General features: G+C 45.7%; 22 protein-coding genes. 5 read left to right on the top strand and 17 right to left on the bottom strand.

Annotated elements, in window-relative coordinates; translation table 11 throughout:
- Positions 1 to 2: 2 nt before the first annotated feature.
- The 3 genes from argB to argC are packed head-to-tail and all read right to left on the bottom strand — an operon-like array spanning position 3 to position 3,187.
- Complete coding sequence (gene argB / locus QGT46_RS09695; protein ID WP_024727228.1) at positions 3 to 887, bottom strand: acetylglutamate kinase; 885 nt, start codon at positions 885 to 887, stop codon at positions 3 to 5.
- Between the two features lie 11 nt (positions 888 to 898).
- Positions 899 to 2,125, bottom strand: coding sequence for a bifunctional ornithine acetyltransferase/N-acetylglutamate synthase (gene argJ, locus QGT46_RS09690; protein ID WP_270430759.1), 1,227 nt, complete (start codon positions 2,123 to 2,125; stop codon positions 899 to 901).
- 21 nt (positions 2,126 to 2,146) lie between these two features.
- Complete coding sequence (gene argC / locus QGT46_RS09685; protein WP_270430760.1) at positions 2,147 to 3,187, bottom strand: N-acetyl-gamma-glutamyl-phosphate reductase; 1,041 nt, start codon at positions 3,185 to 3,187, stop codon at positions 2,147 to 2,149.
- A 283-nt stretch (positions 3,188 to 3,470) separates the two neighbouring features.
- Between argC and QGT46_RS09680 the strand changes: the two genes are divergently transcribed.
- Entirely contained in the window at positions 3,471 to 4,688 is a 1,218-nt protein-coding gene (locus QGT46_RS09680; RefSeq protein WP_270430761.1) for an argininosuccinate synthase, read from the top strand.
- A gap of 115 nt (positions 4,689 to 4,803) precedes the next feature.
- Here QGT46_RS09680 and QGT46_RS09675 read toward each other — a convergent pair whose 3' ends face one another.
- The 4 genes from QGT46_RS09675 to QGT46_RS09660 form a co-directional block, all read right to left on the bottom strand.
- Positions 4,804 to 5,478, bottom strand: coding sequence for a SanA/YdcF family protein (locus QGT46_RS09675; RefSeq protein WP_270430762.1), 675 nt, complete (start codon positions 5,476 to 5,478; stop codon positions 4,804 to 4,806).
- A gap of 22 nt (positions 5,479 to 5,500) precedes the next feature.
- On the bottom strand, positions 5,501 to 7,621 hold the full coding sequence (locus QGT46_RS09670; RefSeq protein ID WP_024727223.1) for a DNA topoisomerase III: 2,121 nt from the start codon (positions 7,619 to 7,621) through the stop codon (positions 5,501 to 5,503).
- A gap of 15 nt (positions 7,622 to 7,636) precedes the next feature.
- Positions 7,637 to 8,371: an ankyrin repeat domain-containing protein gene (locus tag QGT46_RS09665; RefSeq protein ID WP_148459743.1), complete on the bottom strand. Its 735-nt coding sequence runs from the start codon at positions 8,369 to 8,371 to the stop codon at positions 7,637 to 7,639.
- Between the two features lie 216 nt (positions 8,372 to 8,587).
- Positions 8,588 to 9,013, bottom strand: a complete 426-nt coding sequence (locus QGT46_RS09660; RefSeq protein ID WP_024727221.1) for a putative ABC transporter permease — start codon at positions 9,011 to 9,013, stop codon at positions 8,588 to 8,590.
- A gap of 154 nt (positions 9,014 to 9,167) precedes the next feature.
- On the opposite strand from QGT46_RS09660, the gene argH reads away from it, so the two are divergent.
- Genes argH through QGT46_RS09640 form a run of 4 tightly spaced genes read left to right on the top strand, consistent with a single transcriptional unit; the run spans position 9,168 to position 12,850 of the window.
- Positions 9,168 to 10,547, top strand: a complete 1,380-nt coding sequence (gene argH / locus QGT46_RS09655) for an argininosuccinate lyase (protein WP_270430764.1) — start codon at positions 9,168 to 9,170, stop codon at positions 10,545 to 10,547.
- On the top strand, positions 10,548 to 12,281 hold the full coding sequence (locus tag QGT46_RS09650) for a hypothetical protein (protein ID WP_270430766.1): 1,734 nt from the start codon (positions 10,548 to 10,550) through the stop codon (positions 12,279 to 12,281).
- 7 nt (positions 12,282 to 12,288) lie between these two features.
- On the top strand, positions 12,289 to 12,537 hold the full coding sequence (locus tag QGT46_RS09645; protein WP_270430767.1) for a class I SAM-dependent methyltransferase: 249 nt from the start codon (positions 12,289 to 12,291) through the stop codon (positions 12,535 to 12,537).
- A 37-nt stretch (positions 12,538 to 12,574) separates the two neighbouring features.
- Complete coding sequence (locus QGT46_RS09640; protein ID WP_270430768.1) at positions 12,575 to 12,850, top strand: hypothetical protein; 276 nt, start codon at positions 12,575 to 12,577, stop codon at positions 12,848 to 12,850.
- 42 nt (positions 12,851 to 12,892) lie between these two features.
- Here QGT46_RS09640 and QGT46_RS09635 read toward each other — a convergent pair whose 3' ends face one another.
- The 10 genes from QGT46_RS09635 to QGT46_RS09590 all read right to left on the bottom strand — a co-directional run bounded on the left by QGT46_RS09635 (position 12,893) and on the right by QGT46_RS09590 (position 24,007).
- Positions 12,893 to 13,753 (bottom strand): mechanosensitive ion channel family protein, encoded by an 861-nt coding sequence (locus QGT46_RS09635; protein WP_024727216.1) that lies wholly within the window; start codon positions 13,751 to 13,753, stop codon positions 12,893 to 12,895.
- A gap of 90 nt (positions 13,754 to 13,843) precedes the next feature.
- Positions 13,844 to 14,887, bottom strand: coding sequence for an Ig-like domain-containing protein (locus tag QGT46_RS09630; RefSeq protein WP_024727215.1), 1,044 nt, complete (start codon positions 14,885 to 14,887; stop codon positions 13,844 to 13,846).
- 172 nt (positions 14,888 to 15,059) lie between these two features.
- Positions 15,060 to 16,145, bottom strand: coding sequence for an aspartate-semialdehyde dehydrogenase (gene asd, locus QGT46_RS09625; RefSeq protein ID WP_024727214.1), 1,086 nt, complete (start codon positions 16,143 to 16,145; stop codon positions 15,060 to 15,062).
- An 11-nt stretch (positions 16,146 to 16,156) separates the two neighbouring features.
- Positions 16,157 to 17,317 (bottom strand): phosphoglycerate dehydrogenase, encoded by a 1,161-nt coding sequence (locus QGT46_RS09620; protein WP_024727213.1) that lies wholly within the window; start codon positions 17,315 to 17,317, stop codon positions 16,157 to 16,159.
- Positions 17,318 to 17,329: 12 nt separating this feature from the next.
- Positions 17,330 to 18,412, bottom strand: coding sequence for a 3-phosphoserine/phosphohydroxythreonine transaminase (gene serC, locus QGT46_RS09615; protein WP_024727212.1), 1,083 nt, complete (start codon positions 18,410 to 18,412; stop codon positions 17,330 to 17,332).
- An 18-nt stretch (positions 18,413 to 18,430) separates the two neighbouring features.
- Positions 18,431 to 20,119 carry a biosynthetic-type acetolactate synthase large subunit gene (gene ilvB, locus QGT46_RS09610; protein ID WP_024727211.1) on the bottom strand — a complete coding sequence of 563 codons (1,689 nt, stop codon included), beginning with the start codon at positions 20,117 to 20,119 and terminating at the stop codon, positions 18,431 to 18,433.
- 12 nt (positions 20,120 to 20,131) lie between these two features.
- Entirely contained in the window at positions 20,132 to 21,802 is a 1,671-nt protein-coding gene (gene ilvD, locus QGT46_RS09605; protein WP_024727210.1) for a dihydroxy-acid dehydratase, read from the bottom strand.
- A gap of 84 nt (positions 21,803 to 21,886) precedes the next feature.
- Positions 21,887 to 22,969, bottom strand: a complete 1,083-nt coding sequence (gene leuB / locus QGT46_RS09600) for a 3-isopropylmalate dehydrogenase (RefSeq protein ID WP_024727209.1) — start codon at positions 22,967 to 22,969, stop codon at positions 21,887 to 21,889.
- A 16-nt stretch (positions 22,970 to 22,985) separates the two neighbouring features.
- Positions 22,986 to 23,303 (bottom strand): AzlD domain-containing protein, encoded by a 318-nt coding sequence (locus QGT46_RS09595; RefSeq protein ID WP_024727208.1) that lies wholly within the window; start codon positions 23,301 to 23,303, stop codon positions 22,986 to 22,988.
- Positions 23,300 to 24,007, bottom strand: coding sequence for an AzlC family ABC transporter permease (locus QGT46_RS09590; RefSeq protein ID WP_024727207.1), 708 nt, complete (start codon positions 24,005 to 24,007; stop codon positions 23,300 to 23,302). Before QGT46_RS09590 ends, QGT46_RS09595 begins: the two co-directional genes overlap by 4 nt.
- Positions 24,008 to 24,083 lie beyond the last annotated feature (76 nt).

Below are 24,083 nucleotides of genomic sequence, written 5' to 3'. Positions count from 1 at the left end.
TCCTAAAAAATCGGATCTTTTAAGATCGCTGTTCCGATACCTTTTTGTGTAAAGAACTCAAGCAGCAGGCAGTGGTCCAGGCGTCCGTCCAGAATATGCACTCTTGCAACACCGTTTTCGATGGCCTCTATACAGTTTTTAAGCTTCGGAAGCATGCCCCCGCCAACGACTCCTTTGTCGACGAATTCATGCGCCTGGGTCAAATCCATCTCGGAGATCAGTGTGCTCTTATCTTCAGGGTCAATGAAGACTCCCTCAATATCCGTAAGGAAAACCAGCTTCTCTGCGTTCAAAGCAGAAGCAATGGCACAGGCCGTATCATCCGCATTAATGTTATAGCCGGCGTAATCCTCCCCAAGTCCGATGGGAGAGATAACCGGAACAAAATCATCCTCAATGAGCGCCTCTAAAAGGTCCGTATTGACTTCTGTTACATTTCCCACATAGCCGAGATCTTTTCCCGGGACTTCCTTTTTTTCTACCCTCATCATCTCCGCATCTTTTCCGGAAAGTCCGACGGCTTTGATGCCCTGCTGCGCCATCATGGCAACCAGCTCCTGGTTCACCTTGAACAGCACCATCTCTGCGATCTCCATCGTATCTTTGTCTGTGACACGGAGGCCATTGTAAAATTCAGGTTCCTTTCCTGAAAGCTTCACCCACTTGCTGATCTCTTTGCCGCCGCCGTGTACGATGATCGGCTTCATACCGATCAATTTTAAAAGGGCTACGTCCCGGATCACATTTTTCTGTAGTTCTGCGTCCAGCATGGCGCTTCCGCCGTATTTGACAACCACATATTTCCCGCTGAAATAACGGATATAAGGCAGAGCTTCAATCAATACCTTTGCTTTCAATGATTCTTCCTCCAACATCTTTTCGTCCATAGTTCCTCTCCTTAACTCCTGTAATCTGCGTTGATAGATATATATTCATGGGTCAGGTCACAGCCCCACGCCGTGGCTGTCACTTCTCCGTTATGGATATCAATGACGGCTGTCACTGCATCTTCGGCTAAAATTTCCGTGGCTTTTTCTTCAGAATAATCCGCAGCGACCCCATCTTTTACAATAGTAAGACTTCCTTTTTTGCTCTCTAATGAGATATCCACTTTCAGCGGATTAAATGCCGCTCCGGAATATCCCATGGCACAGAGGATTCTTCCCCAGTTTGCGTCTTTTCCATAAATGGCCGCCTTTGTGAGACTGGATGTGACCACTGCCTTGCTCAGAGTCTTGGCACAGTCCTTATCCGGTGCATGGTGTACCTGAACTTCAAATAACTTTGTACAGCCCTCACCGTCTCCGGCAATCTTTTTGGCAAGCTCCCGGTTCACATAAAACAGTGCCTCTTTGAATGCCTCGTAGTCTGCATTTTTCTCCGTGATCTTTGCATTCCCCGCCATTCCGTTTGCCAGCACGAACACGGTATCATTAGTGGAAGTATCACCATCTACAGAGATCATATTAAAGGTATCCTCGATCAGCTCCCTTTGAAGTTCCAGGAGCAAAGCCTTGTCAATGGCTGCGTCTGTGGTGATAAAACCAAGCATGGTTCCCATATTGGGATGGATCATGCCGGAGCCTTTGCAGATACCTCCAACGGTCACCTCCGCACCTGAAAGTTCCACAGAAACTGCTGCCTCTTTTGTCTTCGTATCGGTAGTAAGAATCGCCTCCGCCGCATCCCGGCTGCTCTGTCGGTCATGCTTCAGCTCCGGAACCAAAAGCCTTACACCCTTTTCAATGGCTTCCATCGGAAGCTGCTGACCGATCACTCCGGTAGAGCTCACCAGAACTTCTTCTTTTAAAACACCAAGCTCTGACGCTGCCATTTCCGCTGTCTTTACCGTGTTGTCATAACCTTTTTCACCGGTACAGGCATTTGCGATCCCTGTATTGACAACCACTGCCCGGACCGTCTCCTGCTCATTTACCAGTTTCTGTCCCCATAGTACCGGAGCTGCCTTCACAACATTTCTCGTAAATGTCCCTGCCACAGCCGCCGGTTCTTCGCTCAAAATCATAGCCATATCTTTATTTGTTTTTCCGGGTTTTATTCCAGCCCGCAGTCCTGCTGCCAAAAAACCTTTCGGGGACGTCACCCCTCCGTCTAATATCTTCATAGTTTATCTCCTTTCTCATCTCTACGGGAACATCGGGACCAGATTAAGTCCCTCTGTCTCATCGAGTCCGAACATCAGGTTCATATTCTGGACCGCCTGACCGGCCGCTCCTTTAACGAGATTATCCATGGCACCCATCATGATCACGCGGTTCGTTCTCGGATCAATCTTAAAATTCAGATCTACATAGTTGCTTCCCTCTACCCATCGGGTCTCCGGACATACGCCCTGGGGAAGCACTCTGACAAATGTTTCTTCTTTATAATAGGAATCGTAAATATTTTTTATTTGCTCATATGTAGCTTCTTCATTTAAGGAAGCGTAGGCTGTCACCAGGATTCCCCGGTTCATCGGCACCAGATGGGGGGTGAAATTAAGCACAACCGGCTGCCCGCACGCATAGCCGAGCTGATCCTCGATCTCCGGCGTATGTCTGTGGGACGCCACTCCATAAGCTTTGATATTTTCATTGACTTCACAGTACAGATTGTTGACCTTTGCACCCCTTCCCGCCCCGGAGGTTCCGGATTTGGCGTCGATGATGACCGTATTCATATCGATCAACCCCTCTTTCGCCAAAGGATAGACCGAAAGAATGGAGCAGGTCGGATAACAGCCCGGGTTGGCGATCAGTCTGGCTTTCTTTACATCTTCTCTGTTGATCTCACACAGGCCGTAAACGGCCTCCCTGATAAATTCTCTGCTGGGATGCTTGATTCCATACCACTCTTCATAGCGATCCGCATCCTTGATCCTGAAGTCTGCGCTTAAATCGATGATCTTTGTCTTAGATAAAACTTTCTCCGACACCAGGGAACTGCACAGCCCCTGAGGGGTAGCCGTAAAGATCACGTCCGCTTCTTCGGCCAGTTCATCCATATTGTCATCCATACAGCCTGCATCCACGATCTCGAACATATTATGGAAGACCTCATAGTACTTTTTGTCTATGTAGCTTCTGGAGCCATACCATACGATTTCTGCATCCTTGTGCTGCATCAGCAGACGGACTAGTTCCTGTCCGGCATAACCCGTAGATCCTATAATTCCTGCTTTTATCATAAAATTCTCCTCTTTTCCTGCGTTTACGAATTGTTTATAATTATACATCTCTGTAATGTAATATGCAACACCTTTTTTACCGATAAATCAGAGTTTTTAAATCTTTTCCCCACAAAGACATTATGAATATTTATTCATTTATTTATGTATATATTCATTTATTTTGAAATTTTATGCATTATTATTTGAAAAAGTCCTTGCATCTTCTCCTGTTATCCCGTATATTATTGGATAGAACACAGATAAAAAACTGATGGTACGAACTATATGAGGAGGAACAAGAATGAAAGAAAAAGTTGTTTTGGCATACTCCGGCGGGCTGGACACCACCGCGATTATCCCCTGGTTGAAGGAAAACTATGATTATGAAGTCATCTGCTGCTGTGTGGATGTCGGACAGGGAAATGAATTAGACGGTCTGGAAGAGCGCGCAAAGCTTTCCGGAGCCACAAAGTTATATATAGAAGATGTAGTTGACGAGTTTGTGGATGATTATGTGATCCCGACAGTAAAGGCCGATGCGGTTTACGAAAACAAATATTTATTAGGTACATCGTTCGCCCGTCCGGTCATCGCAAAAAAACTTGTGGAAGTTGCGAGAAAAGAAGGTGCCGTTGCGATCTGCCACGGCGCTACGGGAAAAGGAAACGACCAGATCCGCTTTGAGTTATCTATCATGGCGCTGGCTCCGGACATCAAGATCATCGCCCCATGGCGTGAACTGGACACATGGAAGATGGAATCCCGCGAAGATGAGATCCAGTACTGCAAGGACCACGGCATTGACCTTCCGTTCTCTGCAGAAAACAGCTACAGCCGTGACCGGAACTTATGGCACATCAGCCATGAGGGACTGGAATTAGAAGATCCGGCTGTGGAGCCTGATTACAATCACTTATTAGTATTAGGAAACTCACCGGAGCAGGCTCCGGAAGAGGGAGAATACGTGACCATCACCTTTGAATCCGGAGCTCCGGTTGCGGTAAACGGCGAGAAGATGAAGGCATCCAACATTATCCGCAAGTTAAATGAACTCGGCGGCAAACACGGCATCGGCATCATCGACATTGTGGAAAACCGTGTGGTTGGTATGAAATCCCGCGGTGTCTATGAGACTCCGGGAGGAACCATTTTAATGGAAGCCCACCAGCAGTTGGAAGAAGTAGTCTTAGACCGTGACACCATGGCGTTCAAAAAAATCGTAGCAGGCAAGTTTGCCGATCTTGTCTATGAAGGAAAATGGTTCTGTCCTCTGAGAGAAGGATTACAGTCTTTCATCGAGACAGTCGATAAAGACGTGACCGGAGAAGTAAAATTCAAGCTTTACAAAGGAAACATCATCAAAGCGGGTACTTCCTCTCCTCATACCCTTTACAGCGAATCACTTGCAAGCTTTACAACAGGTGACCTGTACGACCACCACGACGCAGAAGGATTCATCCGTCTGTTCGGCCTGTCAATGAAAGTAAGAGCCTTAAAAGACCAGGGCCTTGCCGATTAATTTTAAAACAAAAAAGCAGGTATTATACAAAAAACTGCCGGCCAGCTGAAAATATACAGCTGACCGGCAGTTTTTTATTTCTCAGGCGGATAAGGCGGGCTTGACCGCTTTGTCCTTAATCCGTCACATTTCCATTTCCGCTGACCGGTATTGCCTTTCCTAAGTATTTTGGTTTTGGCTTTACTGCCGTGTATCCAAAATCCTTGACTCTTGCAATAGCCTCCCGGAATTTTCTTGCTTTGTCTCCTTTATAAACAGCCTTATCACAGGCGATCCCTTTCACCTCAAGTCCCAGCGCCCCGGCATCATAAACGGCACGGTACAGATGATACTTCTGTGTGACTACAATAATACTTTTCGCCCTGAAAACATCTTTTGCCCGGTACATCGTCTCATAAGTAGAAAATCCTGCATGATCCTTAAAAATATGTTCGGACGGCACTCCCTTCTCTATGGCGTATGTCTTCATGGTGCTGACCTCATCATACCCCCCTGCTCCATGGTCTCCGCTCATAATGATCCGGTCCGCAAGTCCCTGTTTGTAAGCCTGAATCCCTAAATCAACACGTTCTTTCAGCATCAGGCTCATGCTGCCGTCTTTTCTCACTTTCGCCCCCAACACGACGACTGCATCCGCTTTTCTGCTTTTTTGCGAAGCAAGTTTCTGCAATGATTGTATTTCTTTTCCCGACCGGCGGACGACAAACCAGTTGATCCCTCCTGCGCTCAGAAGCCCCGCAAAGATGAGAATTAACAATAGTTTCACCCACCGTCTTTTCTTCTGTTTCATATTGCTCCCCCCTGCTGCACCTTTAAAGTTTCAGCTTCGCCAATGCATCCGCAAAGGCGTTATTGATCGGCTCCTGCGCTTCTTTCTGCTGCTTTTTCAGATACCGGTTCACTTCCTTTTTGCTGACTCCGGCACCCTCTTTTTTCTTCCGCTCTTTGAACGCACTGAGTTTTTCTTTGTGTCCGCACACACAGACAAACTTCTGGGCATCTCCTTCTCCGACCATCTCCATCTTTTTATGACAGACAGGGCATCTGGCGTTGGTTGTCCTTGAAAGTGTCTTTCTGCATCCGCATTCCCGATCCTGGCAGACTAAGAACGTACCGTGCTTTCCTTTCACTTTCAGCATGAATTTCCCGCACTCCGGACACTTATGGCGGGTAAGGTTTTCATGGCGGAACGTCCCGTCGGCATGTTTGATCTCTTCGATGATCTGTCTGGTGTACCCGCCAATCTCTCCCATGAATTTTCTGTCGCTTTCCCTGCCCTCGGCGATTGCCGTAAGCCTTTGTTCCCACTGAGCCGTGAGCTCTGCCTTTCTCAAATCTTCCGGGACCAGTTTTAAAAGCTGTTTTGCCTTGGCAGTCACAGTAACTTCATTGCCGTTCTTTTCGAGAAGAAATCCTGAAAACAGTTTCTCAATGATATCCGCTCTGGTAGCCACCGTGCCCAGGCCCTGCCGCTCCATTTTGGAAATCAGGGTTCCTTCCGTATACCGTGAAGGCGGACTGGTCGTCCCTTCTGTGATCTTTAAAGAGTCCACTTTGACATTTGTTCCCTCTTTAAAAATTTTAAGTATTTTCTGAGGCAGAGCCTCATTTTTTCCGTCCTCTTCCTGATAAATATCTTTCCATCCGGCTTTGACCATGACGGTTCCTTTTGCCTCAAACATCTCTCCCTGTATCTTTCCGGAAACAGACGTCTGCTCATATTCACAGGCCGGTGACAAAACGGCGAGAAAACGTTTTACTACCAGATCAAAAATTTTCCGCTCCTCAAAGCTCATATCACTCAGATATGCCGGCTGTTCTGTTGGAATGATGGCATGATGGTCTGATACCCTGCCGTCATTGATAAACGAAGCCGAGGCCTTGACCTGTTTTGTCATGAGCTTTGCGGTCCACTGCTTGTACGGGCCTACGCTCACGGCTTTCAGCCGTTCTTTTATGGTGTCTGCCATGTCGGTGGTCAGATATCTGGAATCCGTCCTCGGATAAGTCAATACCTTGTGGTGCTCATACAAACTCTGCATCAGATTCAGCGTCTGTTTGGCAGAAAATCCGAACCTTTTGTTTGCATCGGTCTGAAGGTCCGTCAGGTTATAGAGGGCAGGCGCATAGGCTTTCTTCGGCTTTTTTGATACTTTCTGAACAAGGAGGGGCGCTCCGTCCGCGGCTGTTTTTACCTTTTCTATTCTTTCCCTGTCAAAACTCTGGCTGCTTCCTGACCTGTGATCTTTCCACGTAAATGTCAAGCCTTGGCTGACAGCTTTAAGTCCATAATAGTTTTTCGGCCGGAAACTGCGGATCTCCTCTTCTCTTTCAGCAATCATGGCAAGCGTAGGAGTCTGTACTCTGCCGCAGGATAATTGGGCGTTATACTTGCAGGTCAGCGCCCTCGTGGCATTGATCCCTACCAGCCAGTCTGCCTCTGCCCTTGCCACAGCCGCGTGATACAGGTTTTCATATTCTTTTCCCGGTTTCAGCTTTAAAAATCCCTCCCGGATAGCTTTGTCCGTGACCGATGAAATCCACAGCCGCTTTACAGGCTTTTTATTTCCCGCTTTCAAGAGAATCCACCGGGCCACCAGTTCACCCTCGCGCCCCGCATCTGTCGCAATGATAATATCCGACACATCCTCCCTGAAGATCAGCTTTTTGACAGACTGAAACTGTCTGGACGTCTTCCCGATCACCACGAGTTTCCACTGTTTTGGCATCATCGGAAGTGTATCCATGCTCCACTGCTTATACTGGTTCCCATACTGCTCCGGATCTGCCAGAGTCACCAGATGACCCAGTGCCCAGGTCACGATGTACTGATCCCCCTCCATAAAGGAAGATCCCTTCTGCCTGCATCCCAAAACCCTGGCGATATCCCTTGCCACCGAAGGTTTCTCTGCAATTACTAATTGTTTTTTCATTTTCCATCCTCATTTCTATCGCCGGCTGCCGACCGCACGGTCCAGCAAAACCCGGATCTTTCCCAGATACCGCCGGCTCTGTTTCTTCTCTTCGTCGGTTAAGCCGCTGTTTTCCATATCGGCTTCCATATTTCTGCGTCCCATTTCAAAATAATCTTCGGCTGTTTTTCCGTCCTTATTTACGGCAGACGGATCTGCACCTGCATCCAAAAGACTCCGGATGATATCTACCGAGTTTTGATTCACGTTTCCATTTGCCATATAGCAGGCAAACATCAGCGGCGTTGTCCCGTCTTTATCCTGATAAGCCGCATCTGCCCCGGCCTTCAAAAGCTGACCGAGCAGCTTTCGGTCTCCGAAGGAGATGGCCTCATAAAGCGGAGTCCTGCGTCTAAAGACAATATCATTTTCTGCAGAATAATCCGCATTCACTTCTGCCCCCTGCCCAGTCAGAAATTCCACCATGCCGTACATCCGGTTCCGGTCGAGAACATCGATCGCCATGAGCAAAGGTGCATTGGATGCGGATTGATCCGGGTCGTTCAGATCAAAGCCCTGCTTTACCATCCGTCTGATTTCTTTCTTGTTATTATAGAAAATATTGTATTGGATCGTTCCATTTTTATATACAGTTTTTTTGGCTGTCTTTTTTCCTGATGTATATAAAACCCCCGTCAGAAAACATCCCACTAATAAGACAAACAGCAGGACAGCTGCCAATTTTTTATGTACTGTCGGTATTTTTTTCATAAGAATCACCTCGCAGCTACCATTATATAAAACTCTTTCTGGCTAATTCTTATGAAAATACTTATGATTTTATTATAGTTTAATAAGAAATCGATTCACTGCAATCCAATCTTGCCTATATTCTCCTGACAATAATATCATAAAAAGAACCTGATGTCTTCCAAAAAAATGATCAGAAAAAGGCAAAAACAGCCTCCTTCTGATCGCAAGAAAGACTCAAAGGATTTTGTAATGAGGTTTTTCTTCATGAAACAGTTTATACCTTAAAAAATCATCCATGACAATCGCAACGCTGGATGCAAAAAACCAGAGCACCGAGTACAGAAGACAGATCTGCCCTTTAAAATTATATGGCAGCTCAGAGTAATCCCAAATGTCCCAGCCAAGCCAAACGTTGACGATCAGTCCCGTGACCAGTTCAAGCCCTGTGATGATAAACGTAGAAAGAACCATCTGGCTTATAAAGCTCATCTTGATCTTTACGCTCTCGTTTAAAAGCCCGATACATAAAAAACAGGCTCCTCCGCACAGGAACATCGTATAATGAGAATATCCCCTCACTAAAACTTCCAGGAAGAAATATCCCATTCCTCCCAAAACAAATAAAATTAAATGCTTTTCTATTTTTAATCTTCGTTCCATTCTATTCACCCGTTTTTTAAATATTGTGTGCGATGCCGGGTTTGGATATACGCTCTTTTTCCAATAAAAATATAGTAAATATTGCATTTATAGTGTAAAATATTATGGTTAGAATTTATCAAAAGACAAAATAATAAGAAATGAGGAAATACATATGGCACAATTATGGGGTGGCAGATTCACCAAAGAAACCGACCAGCTGGTTTACAACTTCAATGCATCCATCGGATTTGACCAGAAATTTTACCGCCAGGATATAGAGGGCAGCATTGCACACGTTACTATGCTTGAAAGTATCGGTGTTCTCACAGCGGCTGAGAGAGACCTGATCATCGGCGGTTTAAACGGTATCCTCTCGGACATCGAGTCAGGAGCCATTGAGATCACAAGTGAGTATGAAGACATTCACAGTTTTGTGGAAGCCAACTTAATCGACCGCATCGGCGATGCCGGAAAGAAGCTTCACACCGGAAGAAGCCGAAACGATCAGGTAGCTCTGGACATGAAACTTTACACCAGAGATGAAATCACCTCTCTCAAGGAACTTTTAAAGGACCTGATGGAGAATCTGCATCAGATCATGAAAGATAATCTTGATACATTTATGCCCGGCTTTACACATCTGCAGAAGGCACAGCCGGTAACACTTGCCCATCACGTGGGCGCTTATATGGAGATGTTTAAAAGGGACTACTCCCGCCTTACAGATATTTATGAGAGAATGAACTACTGTCCATTAGGCTCAGGAGCACTGGCCGGGACAACCTATCCGCTGGACAGAAAAATGACCGCAGATCTTCTGGACTTTTACGGGCCGACCTTGAACAGCATGGATTCTGTTTCCGACCGGGATTATATCATAGAACTATTATCTGCTCTTTCAACTGTTATGATGCATTTAAGCCGGTTCAGCGAAGAGATCATCATATGGAATTCCAATGAATACCAATTTGTGTCCATCGATGACGGATTCAGTACCGGAAGCAGCATTATGCCGCAGAAGAAAAACCCGGATATCGCAGAGCTGGTACGAGGAAAGACCGGCCGTGTCTATGCGGCTCTTAATTCCATCCTCACGACTATGAAGGGAATTCCGCTGGCCTATAACAAAGACATGCAGGAAGATAAAGAATATACTTTCGATGCCATTGACACGGTAAAAGGGTGTTTAAGCCTGTTCACAGGAATGATAAAGACGATGACGTTTCACAGAGACCGCATGGAAAGCAGCGCAAAGAACGGCTTTACTAATGCCACCGATGCTGCGGATTATCTCGTAAATCACGGGGTTCCGTTCCGGGACGCTCACGGTATCGTGGGTCAGCTGGTGCTTTTATGTATTAAAAAAGGTATTTCCCTGGATGAGCTCTCTCTTGAGGAATATCAGGAGATCAGCCCTGCCTTTGAGGAAGATATTTATGATGCGATCAGCATGAAGACCTGCGTGGAAAAGAGAAATACGATCGGAGCTCCGGGACAGGATGCGATGAAAAAAGTAATCGAAATTAATGAAGCATATTTAAAGGAAATGTAAATGAAAAAGAAATGTTTGCTGTCTCTTATGCTGTTCTCTCTCATATTTTTGTGGGGCTGCGGACTTGAACTCAACAGCCGCATGGAACTGAATAAAGATTTTTCCGGACACAGGCTCATGACCTGTACGGTCAGTTCTGCCGATCTGACCAGATATTTTTCCGGTTCCAAAAAAGATTTAGACAGGGTCATACGGGATGCCTGCCCGAAAGCCCTTGTCTATAAGCAGACCACGGAAAAAGACGACACGGTCTACACCTTCCGCATGGACTTTTCTTCCCTGAAAGATTACAGAAAAAAAGTCGAGTCCCTGCTGAACTTTGCTCCGGAGATCAGTTACAGCTATGCAGATTCTCCGTTTGCAAAGGGACTTCGCTATTCAGAAAATTTCTCCACGAAAGATCTGATGTCCTGGCTCTATACAGCCCTCTATGAGAAGGGGTACGTAGATCAAAAGTCTGTCAATGACCTGTGGAACCTGAAAAGCACAGAATTTACGTTCGCAGGAAAAAAGTACGAGACCGATGAAAAGATCAGTATTAACGAAATGACTTATGTACCTGTCTCCTCCATTGATATAAAAACCCGGGAGACAAGCAGCAGAAAACTCAAAAGGACTATTTCCATCCGGCTCCCGAAAGAAACGCTGGAAAAGCACTCTTCTGCCATCAGCAGCTATTTTTCCGGCTCCTCCTATGAAAAACGCTGGAAAAATGAAAAAGACGGAAAGACTCTGGTCATCACCTTTACCAAAGACAATTTTTCCGATCTGTGCGCCGTCACACGAAAGGTGCTGCACACATCAGATACGGGAGGCACGTACCGGGTGGAGACAAAGAGCGGCAGCCCGTTTAAATTTCTCCTGGATTATGAAGAGACATTAGATTTTAAAAACTTTGCAGACGAAACCGGAAAGGTTCCCGTCACCTACACTCATATTTCCAATGCCGCCTATTCCGGCAGCGGCGAACAGACTCTGATCGACGGAAAAACAGGCAAAAAGAAAGTAAATTTCTCATCTTCCTTTGGACAGCCGGTGAGAAAATATGAGATTGCAGAAGTCTACAAGAATAAAAACGATATCCGAAGGAGTTTCAGCCTTATTTTCTCTTCTGTCTGCAACAAACGGGAACTTGCAAAACTCAAAGAAGCCTTTATGGGCAGTACTGTCTCCAATGTTTCACTGGACAAAGAAGATGATTATCGCCTTTCTTTCACACAGAAGGGTACCGTGAACCAGTGTGATGCAGACTTGAAAAAGATCTGGAAGGGCAGTTCTTCTTCCTATGAGACAAAGAAGTCCCTTTTCCGCGGGCAGACATCCGGCTATACCGGAAAATTCAGACTGCATCTGAACAATAAGAAAGCCAAAGGCACTTTCACTTTTGCCTCCGTGAGCAAAGATTCCTCTGCCGATATTTCTGTGACCGCAGATCATTACAAAAACATAAAAATGGCACAGAACGTAGCGGATAAACCGGTCTCTGCCCTGATGGAGGGAGACGAAACAGTTGCTTCTATCCATAAGGTAGAACTCACAGGCGATTCTTTTACTTTAAACTATGAAGGAAGCACCTCGGATCATTTCGTATTAAATGTACTGAAATTCCTTCTGCCTCTAATCCTTCTGCTCGTTGCCGGAATCCTTATTTATATCAAACAGAATTCGGTCCTCTGCTGGCTGAAAAGAACAAAGGAAAAATTACAGGAACAGATAAAGAAATTTCAGAGGTGAATATACAATGAAACGTGATTCATATGAGAGCATCGAAAGTACAAAAAAAGGATTTGAAGAAAGTTTTAAGACAGGAACCTTTTACAATAAACAGACCCAGGACCAAAAGCATCTGGAATTGATACTAAATTGTCTGAATGTAAGCCCTAGAATGAAAATTCTTGATCTCGGCACAGGGACAAACTATCTGGCTTTTCCCATTGCCCGGAAATATCCTGCGGCAGAAGTTACCGGAGATTACCGATGCTTTTCATGAAATCCACAGGGTATTGAAACCAAACGGAAATATGCAGATGAAAAAAGACGGACATATCAAGTTCTATACAAAAGAGGAGTGGCTTAAACTCGGCGAATTGACAGGTTTTCATTATACAGACGGCTTTGAAAGTCATATACGGTTTCCTAAGAAAAAGAAGGATGCCCCTGAATTCGATCAAATAGTACACAGGTTTGATCCGCAGGTCACTGCCGGCTATGATATAGAAATTACAAAAGATGAAATCTGGATCACCGAAAAGGTAAACAATCTTTTGTTTCATAAAATCAAAAATGAGGAAGAATATCTGTAATCCGCAGATATTCTCCCTCTCTTATTTTGTATCATACTGGCTTTACACTGTACTCTGTTCCTGATCCGTTCCTTTCATCTCCACTACATTGACATCCAGTTTGTTGTAAGGAATTTCAATGCCTTCCCGGTCAAAGGCATCTTTGATATGTTCCAGCAAAGACCACTTGGTGGACACGTAGACCTCCGTGGACACCCATGCTCTCAGTCCCATGATGACGGAACTGTCGGCCAGATCGCTGACAAACACCTGAATGTTCTCATCCTGTGTCATGTGCTCTTTTTTTGCCACATGAAGCATCGTCTCTTTTACTTTCTGAATATCACTGTCATAGGCGATTCCAATCTTTAAATCGATCAGCCTGCTGTCCTGCTTTGTGTTATTAATCAAATTGCTGTTGCTCAGTGTTCCGTTTGGGATCACGATGACCCGATTGTCCACGGTCTTGAGCTTTGTGTAGAAAATGTCCATGGATGCCACTTCACCTTCACAGCCCGTACCGTCCACCACAATATAATCTCCCACCTGAAATGGTTTCAGAATCAGAAGAAGCACTCCGCCCGCAATATTGGAGAGACTCCCCTGCAGGGCCAGACCTACGGCAACACCGGCTGATCCAAACAGAGCCACAATGGACGTCCCCTTCACTCCCAAACGCTCTACTGCCATGAAAATGACAATGCACCTCAGGGCAATTTTCAGGAAGGAACAGCTGAAGGTTACAACTCCAAGATCTACTTTCCGCTTCTCCATTCCTTTCCGGAACAGGGAAACCAGCCATTTGCTCAGCTTAAACCCGACACCGATAATAATCAGTGCCACTAATATATTCAGTGCAAAATCTAAAATCTGATCTGTATAATGATTCAATACGACATTCCAATTCACGCTTGATGCTATCATCTTATGTTCTTCTCCTGTTATTTATAAGTATTTTTTATATCTTCCGCTTTAAAACAGAAGAAACACGCAGTGCGTGTTTCTCTATGTACTCTATTTTACGGTAACTTTGCATGTCTTCTTCGTGGATGTGCCCGGAATCCATGCGGTGATCGTTGCTGTACCCTTTTTCTTCTTTTTCTTCACAACGCCTTTGGAAGAAACGGTTGCAATCTTTTTATTGCTTGTTTTGTACTTCAGCTTGTCGTTGGATCTCTTATTATAAATAACACCCTTTAGAGGGTAACTCTTTACCTTGATCAACGTCAGTCTGCTGGCATTCAGCTTGATACTTCTGGAACCCAATGACACTGATACTTTACACTTTTTAGAAAGGTTTGTTCCCTTGACCGTAGCTGTGACATAACAGGTTCCCGTTTTAACTCCGGTGATCACCCCTCTGGATGAAACCGTGGCAATCTTTTTATTTGATGATGAGAATGTGACGGTATCACCACTTCTCTTATTGCCGATTGTAGCTGTGAGCGTTGCGGTCGCTCTGGTCTTGACATTAAGACTTGTCCTATTGATGGACAAGGTTCTTGGTTTTGAAACAGAGGATGATGAACTGCTGCTGCCATTTAACACTTCTTTTCCGTTTTTATCATAATAGCGGAAATACTTCATCTCACTCTTTGAAACAACCCTGTCTGCTTTGGCATAAGTTTTCTTTCCTTCTGTCCATTTCCAATTCTGTTCCAATAAGGTGACACTGTTTCCTGAAACATTCTGTACTATGGCCCAGTGTGTGTCTTTTGCCGCAATATCCCCTACTTTTGGCGTAGAAACCTTTTTAAAATTTCCACCCTTTTCGTCCTCAACAGGTGTTCTTCCTGGTAAAAGATTGTACGGTGTAAATCCACATCTGATTTGGTAATACTTCTTTATCAGTGCCGCGCATGAGTAGGTCTTGTCATCACCGTCCCATTTGCCCGGGCGGTACACAGCATTTACGCCCTGAAACTCATCGACGACCTGTCCTGTCTTTTTTACTTCTACAACTGTCATAGCAGCCTTTAATTTCCCTCCTGCCGGAAAAGCAACTGCCAGACCCAGTACCAGTCCTAAAATCCCCCATCTTATCCTTTTCTTGCTCATCTGTCTCTCCCTTTGTCCCCGTAAAATGTTTTTACATTTAAACAACCTTATTATAATATAAATTGTGAACAAATACAATTGTTTTTGTAACATTTGTAACATCTCAATCGAGGTAATTTGTGGAAGAAAAAACCAGCCATAAAAATGAATGGCTGGTTCTGAAACATATAAATTATTTTTTTGCGATAAATCCCTTGGCTTTTAAAGTCTCTGCACAGAGAACAGCTCCGCCGGCCGCTCCGCGGACCGTATTGTGGGATAATCCTACAAATTTATAATCATAGACAGTATCTTCTCTGAGACGTCCGATTGATACGCCCATTCCATTTTCATAGTCCACATCCATGCTTACCTGAGGACGGTTGTCGTCTTCTAAGTACTGGATCATCTGTTTCGGCGCACTTGGAAGACTTAATTCCTGAGGAATTCCCTTAAAGTTTATAAGCTTTTCGATCAGCTGGTCTTTTGTAGGATTCTTCTTAAACTTCACAAATACTGCCGCGGTATGTCCGTTTAATACCGGAACACGGATACACTGAGTCGTGATGACCGGAGACTCTGCCTTCACGATTTCTCCGTTTTCAATGTGTCCCCAGAGACGAAGCGGCTCCTGCTCGCTCTTCTCTTCTTCTCCGCCGATAAACGGGATGATATTTCCTACCATCTCAGGCCAGTCTGTAAAATTCTTTCCTGCTCCGGAAATCGCCTGATATGTAGTCGCTACTACTTCATACGGTTCAAATTCCTTCCATGCGGTGAGGACCGGTGCATAGCTCTGGATAGAACAGTTAGGCTTTACGGCAACGAAACCTCTCCTTGTGCCGAGACGTTTCTTCTGGCTTTCAATGACATCAAAATGTTCCGGGTTGATTTCCGGCACGACCATCGGTACGTCCGGCGTCCAGCGGTGTGCACTGTTATTGGATACTACCGGGGTCTCCGTCTTTGCATAGTCTTCTTCGATCTTCTTGATCTCTTCTTTTGACATATCCACCGCACTGAAAACAAAGTCTACTTCAGATGCTACTTCTTCCACTTCGTTTACATTTTTTACAACAAGCTTCTTCACTGTCTCCGGCATCGGGGTGTCCATTTTCCAGCGCGCACCCACTGCCTCTTCATAAGTTTTTCCGGCGGATCTCGGGCTGGCCGCCAACGTAGTCACCTCAAACCAGGGATGATTTTCCAGAAGGGAAATAAATCTCTGACCTACCATTCCGGTAGCGCCAAGAATTCCGACTCTCAATTTTTCTCTCATATTTTTCACCTCTATAATACTCTTAAACGAATGACACCATCGATCTGCTTCATTTTTGAAAGTACTTTCTCTGAAGGGCGCTTCTCCACATCAAAGATAGAATAAGCATAATCTTTTTTGGACTTGTTGAGCATGTTTTCAATATTATATCCTTCTTCTGCCAGAGCTGATGTAAGCTGTCCGATCATGTTCGGAAGGTTCTTGTGGTGAACCGTAATCCTGCATTCTGCCTCGATATCTCCCAAATCACAGTTTGGATAGTTGACAGAGTTTACAATGTTTCCTTTTTCCAGGTAGTTCATCAGCTGGTCGACTGCCATCTCCGCACAGTTTTCTTCAGATTCCTCAGTGGAAGCCCCAAGATGAGGGATCGTAATCACGCCGTCTGCCGCTGCCACCGCCGGTCTCGGGAAGTCTGTCACATAATGTTTAATCTTTTTGGATGCGAGTCCGTCCAGTACCGCCTGATCGTCCACCAGCTCACCTCTTGCAAAGTTTAGGATGGTCGCTCCGTCTTTCATCTTCTGGACAGCTTCTTTTCCGATCATACCCTTTGTGCTCTCCATGTACGGAACGTGGATGGTCAGAAAATCGCATTTCTCATAGATTTCGTCTAAGGAACTGCTGTGGTTTACCATTCTTGACAGGCTCCATGCAGAACGAACAGATACATACGGATCATATCCGTAGACATTCATGCCGAGACGATTGCAGATATTCGCAACCAGAACACCGATGGCTCCGAGCCCGATTACACCGATGCTCTTTCCTTTTAGCTCATTTCCAGCAAATGCTTTTTTCTTCTTCTCGATCATCTTTGCAAGATCTGCCTCTTTTGCATTCTCTTTTACCCAGTTCACACCACCGATGATGTCTCTGGAAGCTAAAAGAAGACCTGCAACTACTAATTCTTTCACACCATTTGCATTGGCACCCGGCGTATTAAAAACGGTGATTCCTTTTTCTGCATATTCATTCAATGGAATATTGTTGACTCCTGCTCCTGCACGTGCCACTGCAAGCATGGAATCCGGCACTTCCAGATCATGCATAGATGCACTGCGGACTAAAACTGCGTCTGCAGCATTAAGATCATCAATTACCTCGAACTCGCTTGTAAATAAATCCAATCCCCGGTTTGAAATCGGGTTTAAGCATTTTACTGTATACATTCTCAACACCCCTTATTTGTTTTCTTCTTCAAATTTTTTCATGAACTCAACTAACTTCTCTACGCCTTCTGTCGGCATTGCATTGTAAATACTTGCCCTCATTCCGCCGACTGTGCGGTGTCCCTTTAAGTTTTCAAATCCGGCTTCCTTTGCTTCTTTGACAAACTTGGCATCCATTTCATCATTACCTGTGACAAACGGAACGTTCATGAGAGAACGGTCTTCTTTTACAACAGTTCCTTTAAACATTTCACTCTGGTCTAAGAAATCATAGAGGATCTTTGCTTTCTCTTCATTGTGCTTTTTCATTGCTTCAAGTCCGCCCTGTTTTTTCAGCCACTGAAATACTTTTCCGCAGATATAAATTCCGTAGCACGGAGGCGTATTATATAAGGATTTTGCATCTGCATGAGTCTTCCACTTTAACATGGTCGGTGTTCCCGGAAGCACATCGTCCGTGATCAGATCTTCTCGGATGACTGCAACTACAACTCCCGCAGGTCCTACATTTTTCTGTACTCCAAAGTAGATTACTCCAAAGTCTTCCACATTTACCGGCTCAGACAAGATGCAGGAAGACATATCTGCAACCAGAATCTTTCCTTTTGTATCCGGCACCTGCTGATACTTGGTTCCATAAATCGTATTATTATAGCATACATACACGTAGTCTGCATTTTCAGAAATGTTCAGATCAGAACAATCCGGAATATATGTAAAAGTCTTGTCTTCGGATGAAGCGATAATGTTCGCTTTTCCATAACGGCTTGCTTCCTGATACGCTTTCTTTGCCCACTGGCCTGTGATGATAAAGTCTGCCTCTTTGTTTCTCATCAGGTTCATCGGGATCGCAGAAAACTGTGAAGAAGCTCCGCCCTGTAAAAATAATACTTTATAGTTGTCAGGAATGTTCATTAATTCTCTTAAGTCAGCTTCCGCCGTCTCGATAATGTCAGAGAACATTTTGGATCTGTGGCTCATCTCCATTACAGACATGCCGCAGCCTTTATAGTCCAGCATCTCCTCTGCCGCTTCCTTTAACACTTCTTCCGGCAGCACTGCCGGACCTGCTGAAAAGTTATACACTCTTGTCATTTTCATAATCCTCCAAATTTACTTTGTTGTTTTTTCCAAGTCTTCTTTTGTATATGCCTCCTGAATTGCGGCTCCTGGATTCACCATCGGCCAGACTTTATCGTCCAGATCCACATGACAGTCCAGAACAACCGGTCTTCCTGCTTCGAGTGCTTCCTCGAATGCAAACTCAAACTCTTCAAGAGTCGTCACCCGTTTCGCCAGCGCACCCATGCCTTCCGCAACCTTCACAAAATCCACTGGATCCTCGAAGGTCGTGTAAGAATAATGCTCTGAATAAAACAGGTTCTGCCACTGACGTACCATTCCGAGCACACTGTTGTTGATAATGACCTCAATGATCGGAATATTATATCTGGTCGCCGTTGCAAGTTCATTTAAATTCATACGGAAACATCCGTCTCCTGCGATATTAATAACAGTCTTTTCAGGGCTGCCCACTTTCGCTCCGATGCTGGCTCCCAGACCGTATCCCATAGTCCCCAGGCCTCCCGATGTCAGGAACGTCCTCGGCTTTTTATATTTATAGAACTGTGCAGCCCACATCTGGTGCTGGCCCACTTCGGTAACGATCACGGCATCTCCTTTTGTCCTCTCGTAGATTACCTCCACAATCTGAGGGCCGGAAAGCTTCGATTTGTCATAGATCAGCGGATAATTCACTTTATCCACCATGACATTCTTCACCCAGGTGTTATGATTCTGCTGGCCGAGCCTGCGGTTTACCATGGTGAGTACAGCCTTGATATCACCAATAATATGGGTATGTGCCATGATATTTTTATTGATCTCCGCAGGATCGATATCGATCTGCAGGATCTTTGCATTCTTTGCGAAAGAATCCGGATTGCCCAATACTCTGTCGCTGAATCTGGTTCCGATGGCAATCAGCAGATCACAGGCCGAGACTCCCAGATTGGAAGTTTTGGTCCCATGCATACCGAGCATACCGGTATACAGGGCATCTGTCCCGTCAAAAGCGCCTTTGCCCATCAGCGTATCGGCAACCGGAGCGTGAACTTTTTCCACGAACTCCCTGAGTTCTTCCGATGCGTCCGAGAGCACGGCTCCGCCGCCCACGAGGATGAACGGTTTTTTGGACGATTCGATCAGTTTAATGGCCTGCCGGATATCCATTTCTTTGATATTATCAATCTTTCTCTTGATTTCTTTTGGCTTCTGTGCTTTATAATTAGTGACTGCTGCCGTCACATCTTTCGGAATGTCGATAAGGACCGGTCCTTTTCTCCCGGTCTGGGCAATCCTGAACGCCCTTCGGATCGTGTCTGCAAGGTCTTCCACATTCTTTACAATAAAGTTATGCTTTGTGATGGGAAGAGTGATCCCCGTGATGTCCACTTCCTGAAAGCTGTCCTTTCCGAGAAGACTGACTCCTACATTACATGTAATCGCCACCACAGGGATAGAATCCATATATGCGGTTGCAATCCCTGTGACAATATTTGTCGCCCCCGGACCGGAAGTTGCAAAACACACGCCTACCTTTCCGGTGGATCTGGCATAACCGTCTGCCGCATGGGAAGCGCCCTGCTCATGTCCGGTAAGAATATGGGTAAAGCAGTCCTGCTGCTTGTATAATTCATCATAGATGTTTAAGATGGCACCGCCAGGATAGCCGAAAACCGTATTGACCCCCTGCTCTTTCAAGCACTCTAAAACAATCTGTGATCCCGTCAATTGCTTCATAAGAATACCTCTCTATTTGTCCTGGTTGATTTCTAAGATGGCACCGCGGTTTCCTGAAGTAACAAGAGACGCATATCTTGCCAGATATCCGGTTGTGATCTTCGGTTCTCTCGGTACCCAGTTTTCTCTTCGTCTCTGCATCTCTTCATCAGATACTTTTACATTCAGTGAATTTGCATTGATGTCGATGGAGATCGTATCCCCTTCTTCCACAAGGGCGATCGGTCCGCCGACCGCTGCCTCCGGAGAAACGTGTCCGATGCATGCGCCTCTGGAAGCCCCTGAAAAACGTCCGTCTGTGATCAGAGCCACGCTGGAGCCGAGTCCCATGCCCATGATCGCTGAAGTCGGATTGAGCATCTCCCGCATTCCCGGTCCGCCCTTCGGTCCCTCATAGCGGATGACAACCACATCCCCCTCTTTGATCGCACCTCCTTTGATCGCGTCAATGGCATCTTCCTCACAGTCAAACACTCTGGCCGGCCCTTCCATCTTTAACATTTCCGGAGCCACGGCAGAACGTTTTACCACACCGGAATCCGGTGCAAGATTTCCTTTGAGCACTGCAATTCCGCCTGTTTCGCTGTAAGGGTTCTCCACCGGTCGGATCACTTCGGGATCACGGTTGATGCATCCCTCAATGTTTTCTGCCACTGTTTTTCCCGTTGCGGTGATCAGGTCTGTATGTAACAGTTCCTTCTTATTTAATTCATTCATAACTGCATAAACGCCGCCAGCCTCATTTAAATCTTCTATATAAGTATGGCCTGCCGGAGCTAAATGGCAGAGATTCGGCGTCTTCGCACTGATTTCGTTTGCCAGTTCCAGATTCAGTTCCACACCTGCTTCATGGGCGATGGCCGGCAAATGGAGCATGCTGTTTGTGCTGCACCCCAGTGCCATATCAACAGTCAGCGCATTCAAAAATGCCTTTTCCGTCATAATGTCTCTCGGACGGATATTCTTTTCAAGCAGCTCCATGACTTTCATTCCTGCATGCTTCGCGAGCTTGATCCTCTCTGAATATACTGCCGGGATGGTTCCGTTTCCTTTCAGTCCCATACCCAACACTTCAGTAAGGCAGTTCATAGAGTTTGCCGTGTACATCCCGGAACAGGAACCGCAGGTCGGACATGCCTTGTTTTCAAATTCGTCCAGTTCTTCCTTCGAGATAGAACCGGCAGCATATGAGCCCACCGCCTCAAACATGCTGGACAGACTGGTTTTCTGTCCCTTTACACGTCCTGCGAGCATTGGTCCGCCACTGACGAACACTGTGGGTACATTGACGCGTGCCGCTGCCATCAAGAGTCCCGGAACATTTTTGTCGCAGTTCGGGACCATGACTAAGGCGTCAAACTGATGGGCCAGTGCCATTGCCTCTGTGGAATCCGCGATCAAATCTCTTGTCACAAGAGAATATTTCATTCCGATATGCCCCATGGCAATTCCGTCACAGACTGCGATCGCCGGAAAGACGACCGGGGTTCCGCCTGCCATAGCTACTCCCATCTTTACTGCTTCTACGATCTTATCCAGGTTCATGTGTCCCGGCACGATCTCATTGTATGAGCTGACGATACCGACTAACGGCTTTTCCATCTCTTCTTTGGTATAGCCCAATGCGTTAAACAACGATCTCTGAGGAGCAAAATTCTCTCCATTTGTATAAGTATTACTCATATCGCACTTCCTCCTAAATATTATCTATGCCTCCGGGATTCCGGAGGCTTTTTATATGCCTTTGGCACTTTATATCATGTTGTCTTATATTCTTTCGATGATCAGATCTCCCATCGCTTTGGTTCCCACTTGGATCATTCCGTCGGACATGATATCCACGGTTCGGTATCCGTCTTCCAACACTTTCTTCACTGCCTTTTCGATCATGTCAGCTTCTGCATCCAGATCGAACGAATATCTGAGCATCATGGCTGCCGACAGGACCGTAGCGATCGGGTTGGCAATATCTTTTCCTGCGATATCAGGGGCAGAACCATGGCTCGGCTCATATAATCCGAATTTACCCTCCCCAAGGCTGGCCGATGAAAGCATCCCGATGGATCCGGTAATCATACTGGCCTCGTCTGATAAAATATCGCCGAACATGTTCTCTGTGAGGATCACATCAAACTGTTTCGGGTCATTGACCAGCTGCATGGCACAGTTGTCAACCAACATGTGCTCGTAAGTTACATCGTCATAGTCCTCTGCGACCTCTTCCACTACCTGTCTCCAGAGTCTTGAAGAGTCCAATACATTGGCCTTGTCAACACTGATAACATGTTTCTTTCTCTTGCGGGCGATATCGAAGGCTTTGACTGCAATCCTTCTGATCTCATTTTCATTGTATGTCAGAGAATCCTTCGCTACCCGGATGCCGTCTACCACGTCGGTGCTTCTCTCGCCAAAATAAAGTCCCCCTGTCAGTTCTCTCATGATCACCATGTCAAAACCGTCGCCGATGATCTCGTCTCTTAACGGACAGGCTTTCTTTAACTCTTCATATAAATAAGCCGGACGGATGTTTGCAAACAGACCTAATCCTTTTCTCAGGGCAAGAAGCCCTGCCTCCGGACGAAGCTCAGCAGGCAGCCGGTACCACGGCGATGTGGTAGTATTGCCTCCGATAGACCCCATCAAGACTGCATCGCTGTTTCCCGCAGTCTCCAGTGTTTCCTCTGTAAGAGGCTTTCCATAGACGTCAATGGATGCCCCTCCCATTAAAATCTGTTTATATGTAAACTTATGTCCCGACTTCTCTGCCGCTGCATCCAGAACTCTCACAGCCTGTTCTACGATCTCAGGGCCGATCCCATCTCCTTTGATAACTGCTACATTAAAATTCATAGTCTTCTCCTCTTCCTTATAATATCACTGATATCATCTCCGCTGCCAAAGCTGCCGCACAGCTTAAACAGGCTACTGTGACGATGTTCATTTCTCTGTATGAAAGTATCACCGCTGCCGCAAAACCTGTGATTGATGATCCAAAACTCTTTGTAGCTGAAAACACTGCCGGTATGACCATAGCAGCCAAAACGGCATATGGCACATAAAAAAGAAATGATCGAAAAAAACGATTGGTTATCTTTTTCTGAAAGACCGTAAGCGGAATCATTCTTACAAGATATGTAGTCACTGCCATTGCAATGATATACAAAAACAATCTCCAAAGACTCATTCATCTTCCTCCTTCACCGGAAAAAATACAGCTCCTGCCCCCGCTGCAATCAGCGTGCAGAGAATAATGGAAAATCCACTGGAAATGAAAGAAAACAGTTTTACATAATGAAATAATAAACTAAAACATACAGATACAATGATAACTGCCACTATATTTTTATTATGCTTTGACGGCGGAATAATGATCGCAATCAGCATTCCGTAGATGGCAATCCCCAGTGCGTTCATCACCATCTGAGGCAGCAGCCCGCTTGCAGTGGCCCCCAGAAAGGTACCCAGCGTCCATGCGAGCCATGAAAAACTCATGAGTCCATAAAAGTATTTTGGACCTATCTCGCCTTTCCGGCCGCAGGCCATGGCAAAAATCTCATCGGTCACTCCGAATGCCATCAAAAATCTGTTCCAAAGTTTTGTCCTCGATTCAAGCTTCTGTCCAATCGCAATGGACATGATAGAATATCTTAGGTTGATGATAACCTGAGACAGGACCAGCTCGATCAGAGTTCCCCCTGCGGTAATGGAAATCAGCCCTGCAAACTGGCCTGCTGATGTAAGGCAGGTGGCAGATATGAGCGTTACCGCCCAGACAGGAACACCCTTGGCACTCCCGGCGATTCCAAAAGCAAAAGAAACTGCCAGATACGCAAGCGCTATCGGAATCGAATCCAAAGCTCCCCGGCGAAAGCTGTTCTCTACTTTCATTTTCTTCTCCTGTCGCTATTTCATTGATTGTTCTTCTTCTATAATATAGAGGGTTCCCTCTCCCTCCCGAAGCGAA

Origin of the sequence: Anaerostipes faecis (assembly GCF_910574135.1) — a bacterium.
GTDB classification, from domain to species: domain Bacteria; phylum Bacillota; class Clostridia; order Lachnospirales; family Lachnospiraceae; genus Anaerostipes; species Anaerostipes hominis.
The sequence above is the reverse complement of the archived record's forward strand: the minus strand, read 5'-3'. Positions and strand labels throughout refer to the sequence as shown.

What these genes read in the sequence shown, in the direction of transcription:
- QGT46_RS09650 (WP_270430766.1), top strand. Translation starts at nt 10,548, where the DNA reads ATGAAAAAGAAATGTTTGCTGTCTCTTATGCTGTTCTCTCTCATATTT.
- argJ (WP_270430759.1), bottom strand. Translation starts at nt 2,125, where the DNA reads ATGAAGATATTAGACGGAGGGGTGACGTCCCCGAAAGGTTTTTTGGCA.
- argH (WP_270430764.1), top strand. Translation starts at nt 9,168, where the DNA reads ATGGCACAATTATGGGGTGGCAGATTCACCAAAGAAACCGACCAGCTG.
- leuB (WP_024727209.1), bottom strand. Translation starts at nt 22,969, where the DNA reads ATGAATTTTAATGTAGCAGTTATCAAAGGAGATGGGATCGGCCCTGAG.
- ilvD (WP_024727210.1), bottom strand. Translation starts at nt 21,802, where the DNA reads ATGAGTAATACTTATACAAATGGAGAGAATTTTGCTCCTCAGAGATCG.
- QGT46_RS09645 (WP_270430767.1), top strand. Translation starts at nt 12,289, where the DNA reads ATGAAACGTGATTCATATGAGAGCATCGAAAGTACAAAAAAAGGATTT.
- QGT46_RS09675 (WP_270430762.1), bottom strand. Translation starts at nt 5,478, where the DNA reads ATGAAACAGAAGAAAAGACGGTGGGTGAAACTATTGTTAATTCTCATC.
- serC (WP_024727212.1), bottom strand. Translation starts at nt 18,412, where the DNA reads ATGACAAGAGTGTATAACTTTTCAGCAGGTCCGGCAGTGCTGCCGGAA.
- QGT46_RS09620 (WP_024727213.1), bottom strand. Translation starts at nt 17,317, where the DNA reads ATGTATACAGTAAAATGCTTAAACCCGATTTCAAACCGGGGATTGGAT.
- QGT46_RS09660 (WP_024727221.1), bottom strand. Translation starts at nt 9,013, where the DNA reads ATGGAACGAAGATTAAAAATAGAAAAGCATTTAATTTTATTTGTTTTG.
- QGT46_RS09680 (WP_270430761.1), top strand. Translation starts at nt 3,471, where the DNA reads ATGAAAGAAAAAGTTGTTTTGGCATACTCCGGCGGGCTGGACACCACC.
- QGT46_RS09670 (WP_024727223.1), bottom strand. Translation starts at nt 7,621, where the DNA reads ATGAAAAAACAATTAGTAATTGCAGAGAAACCTTCGGTGGCAAGGGAT.
- QGT46_RS09640 (WP_270430768.1), top strand. Translation starts at nt 12,575, where the DNA reads ATGAAAAAAGACGGACATATCAAGTTCTATACAAAAGAGGAGTGGCTT.
- QGT46_RS09635 (WP_024727216.1), bottom strand. Translation starts at nt 13,753, where the DNA reads ATGATAGCATCAAGCGTGAATTGGAATGTCGTATTGAATCATTATACA.
- QGT46_RS09665 (WP_148459743.1), bottom strand. Translation starts at nt 8,371, where the DNA reads ATGAAAAAAATACCGACAGTACATAAAAAATTGGCAGCTGTCCTGCTG.
- QGT46_RS09590 (WP_024727207.1), bottom strand. Translation starts at nt 24,007, where the DNA reads ATGAAAGTAGAGAACAGCTTTCGCCGGGGAGCTTTGGATTCGATTCCG.
- asd (WP_024727214.1), bottom strand. Translation starts at nt 16,145, where the DNA reads ATGAGAGAAAAATTGAGAGTCGGAATTCTTGGCGCTACCGGAATGGTA.
- QGT46_RS09630 (WP_024727215.1), bottom strand. Translation starts at nt 14,887, where the DNA reads ATGAGCAAGAAAAGGATAAGATGGGGGATTTTAGGACTGGTACTGGGT.
- argC (WP_270430760.1), bottom strand. Translation starts at nt 3,187, where the DNA reads ATGATAAAAGCAGGAATTATAGGATCTACGGGTTATGCCGGACAGGAA.
- argB (WP_024727228.1), bottom strand. Translation starts at nt 887, where the DNA reads ATGGACGAAAAGATGTTGGAGGAAGAATCATTGAAAGCAAAGGTATTG.
- QGT46_RS09595 (WP_024727208.1), bottom strand. Translation starts at nt 23,303, where the DNA reads ATGAGTCTTTGGAGATTGTTTTTGTATATCATTGCAATGGCAGTGACT.
- ilvB (WP_024727211.1), bottom strand. Translation starts at nt 20,119, where the DNA reads ATGAAGCAATTGACGGGATCACAGATTGTTTTAGAGTGCTTGAAAGAG.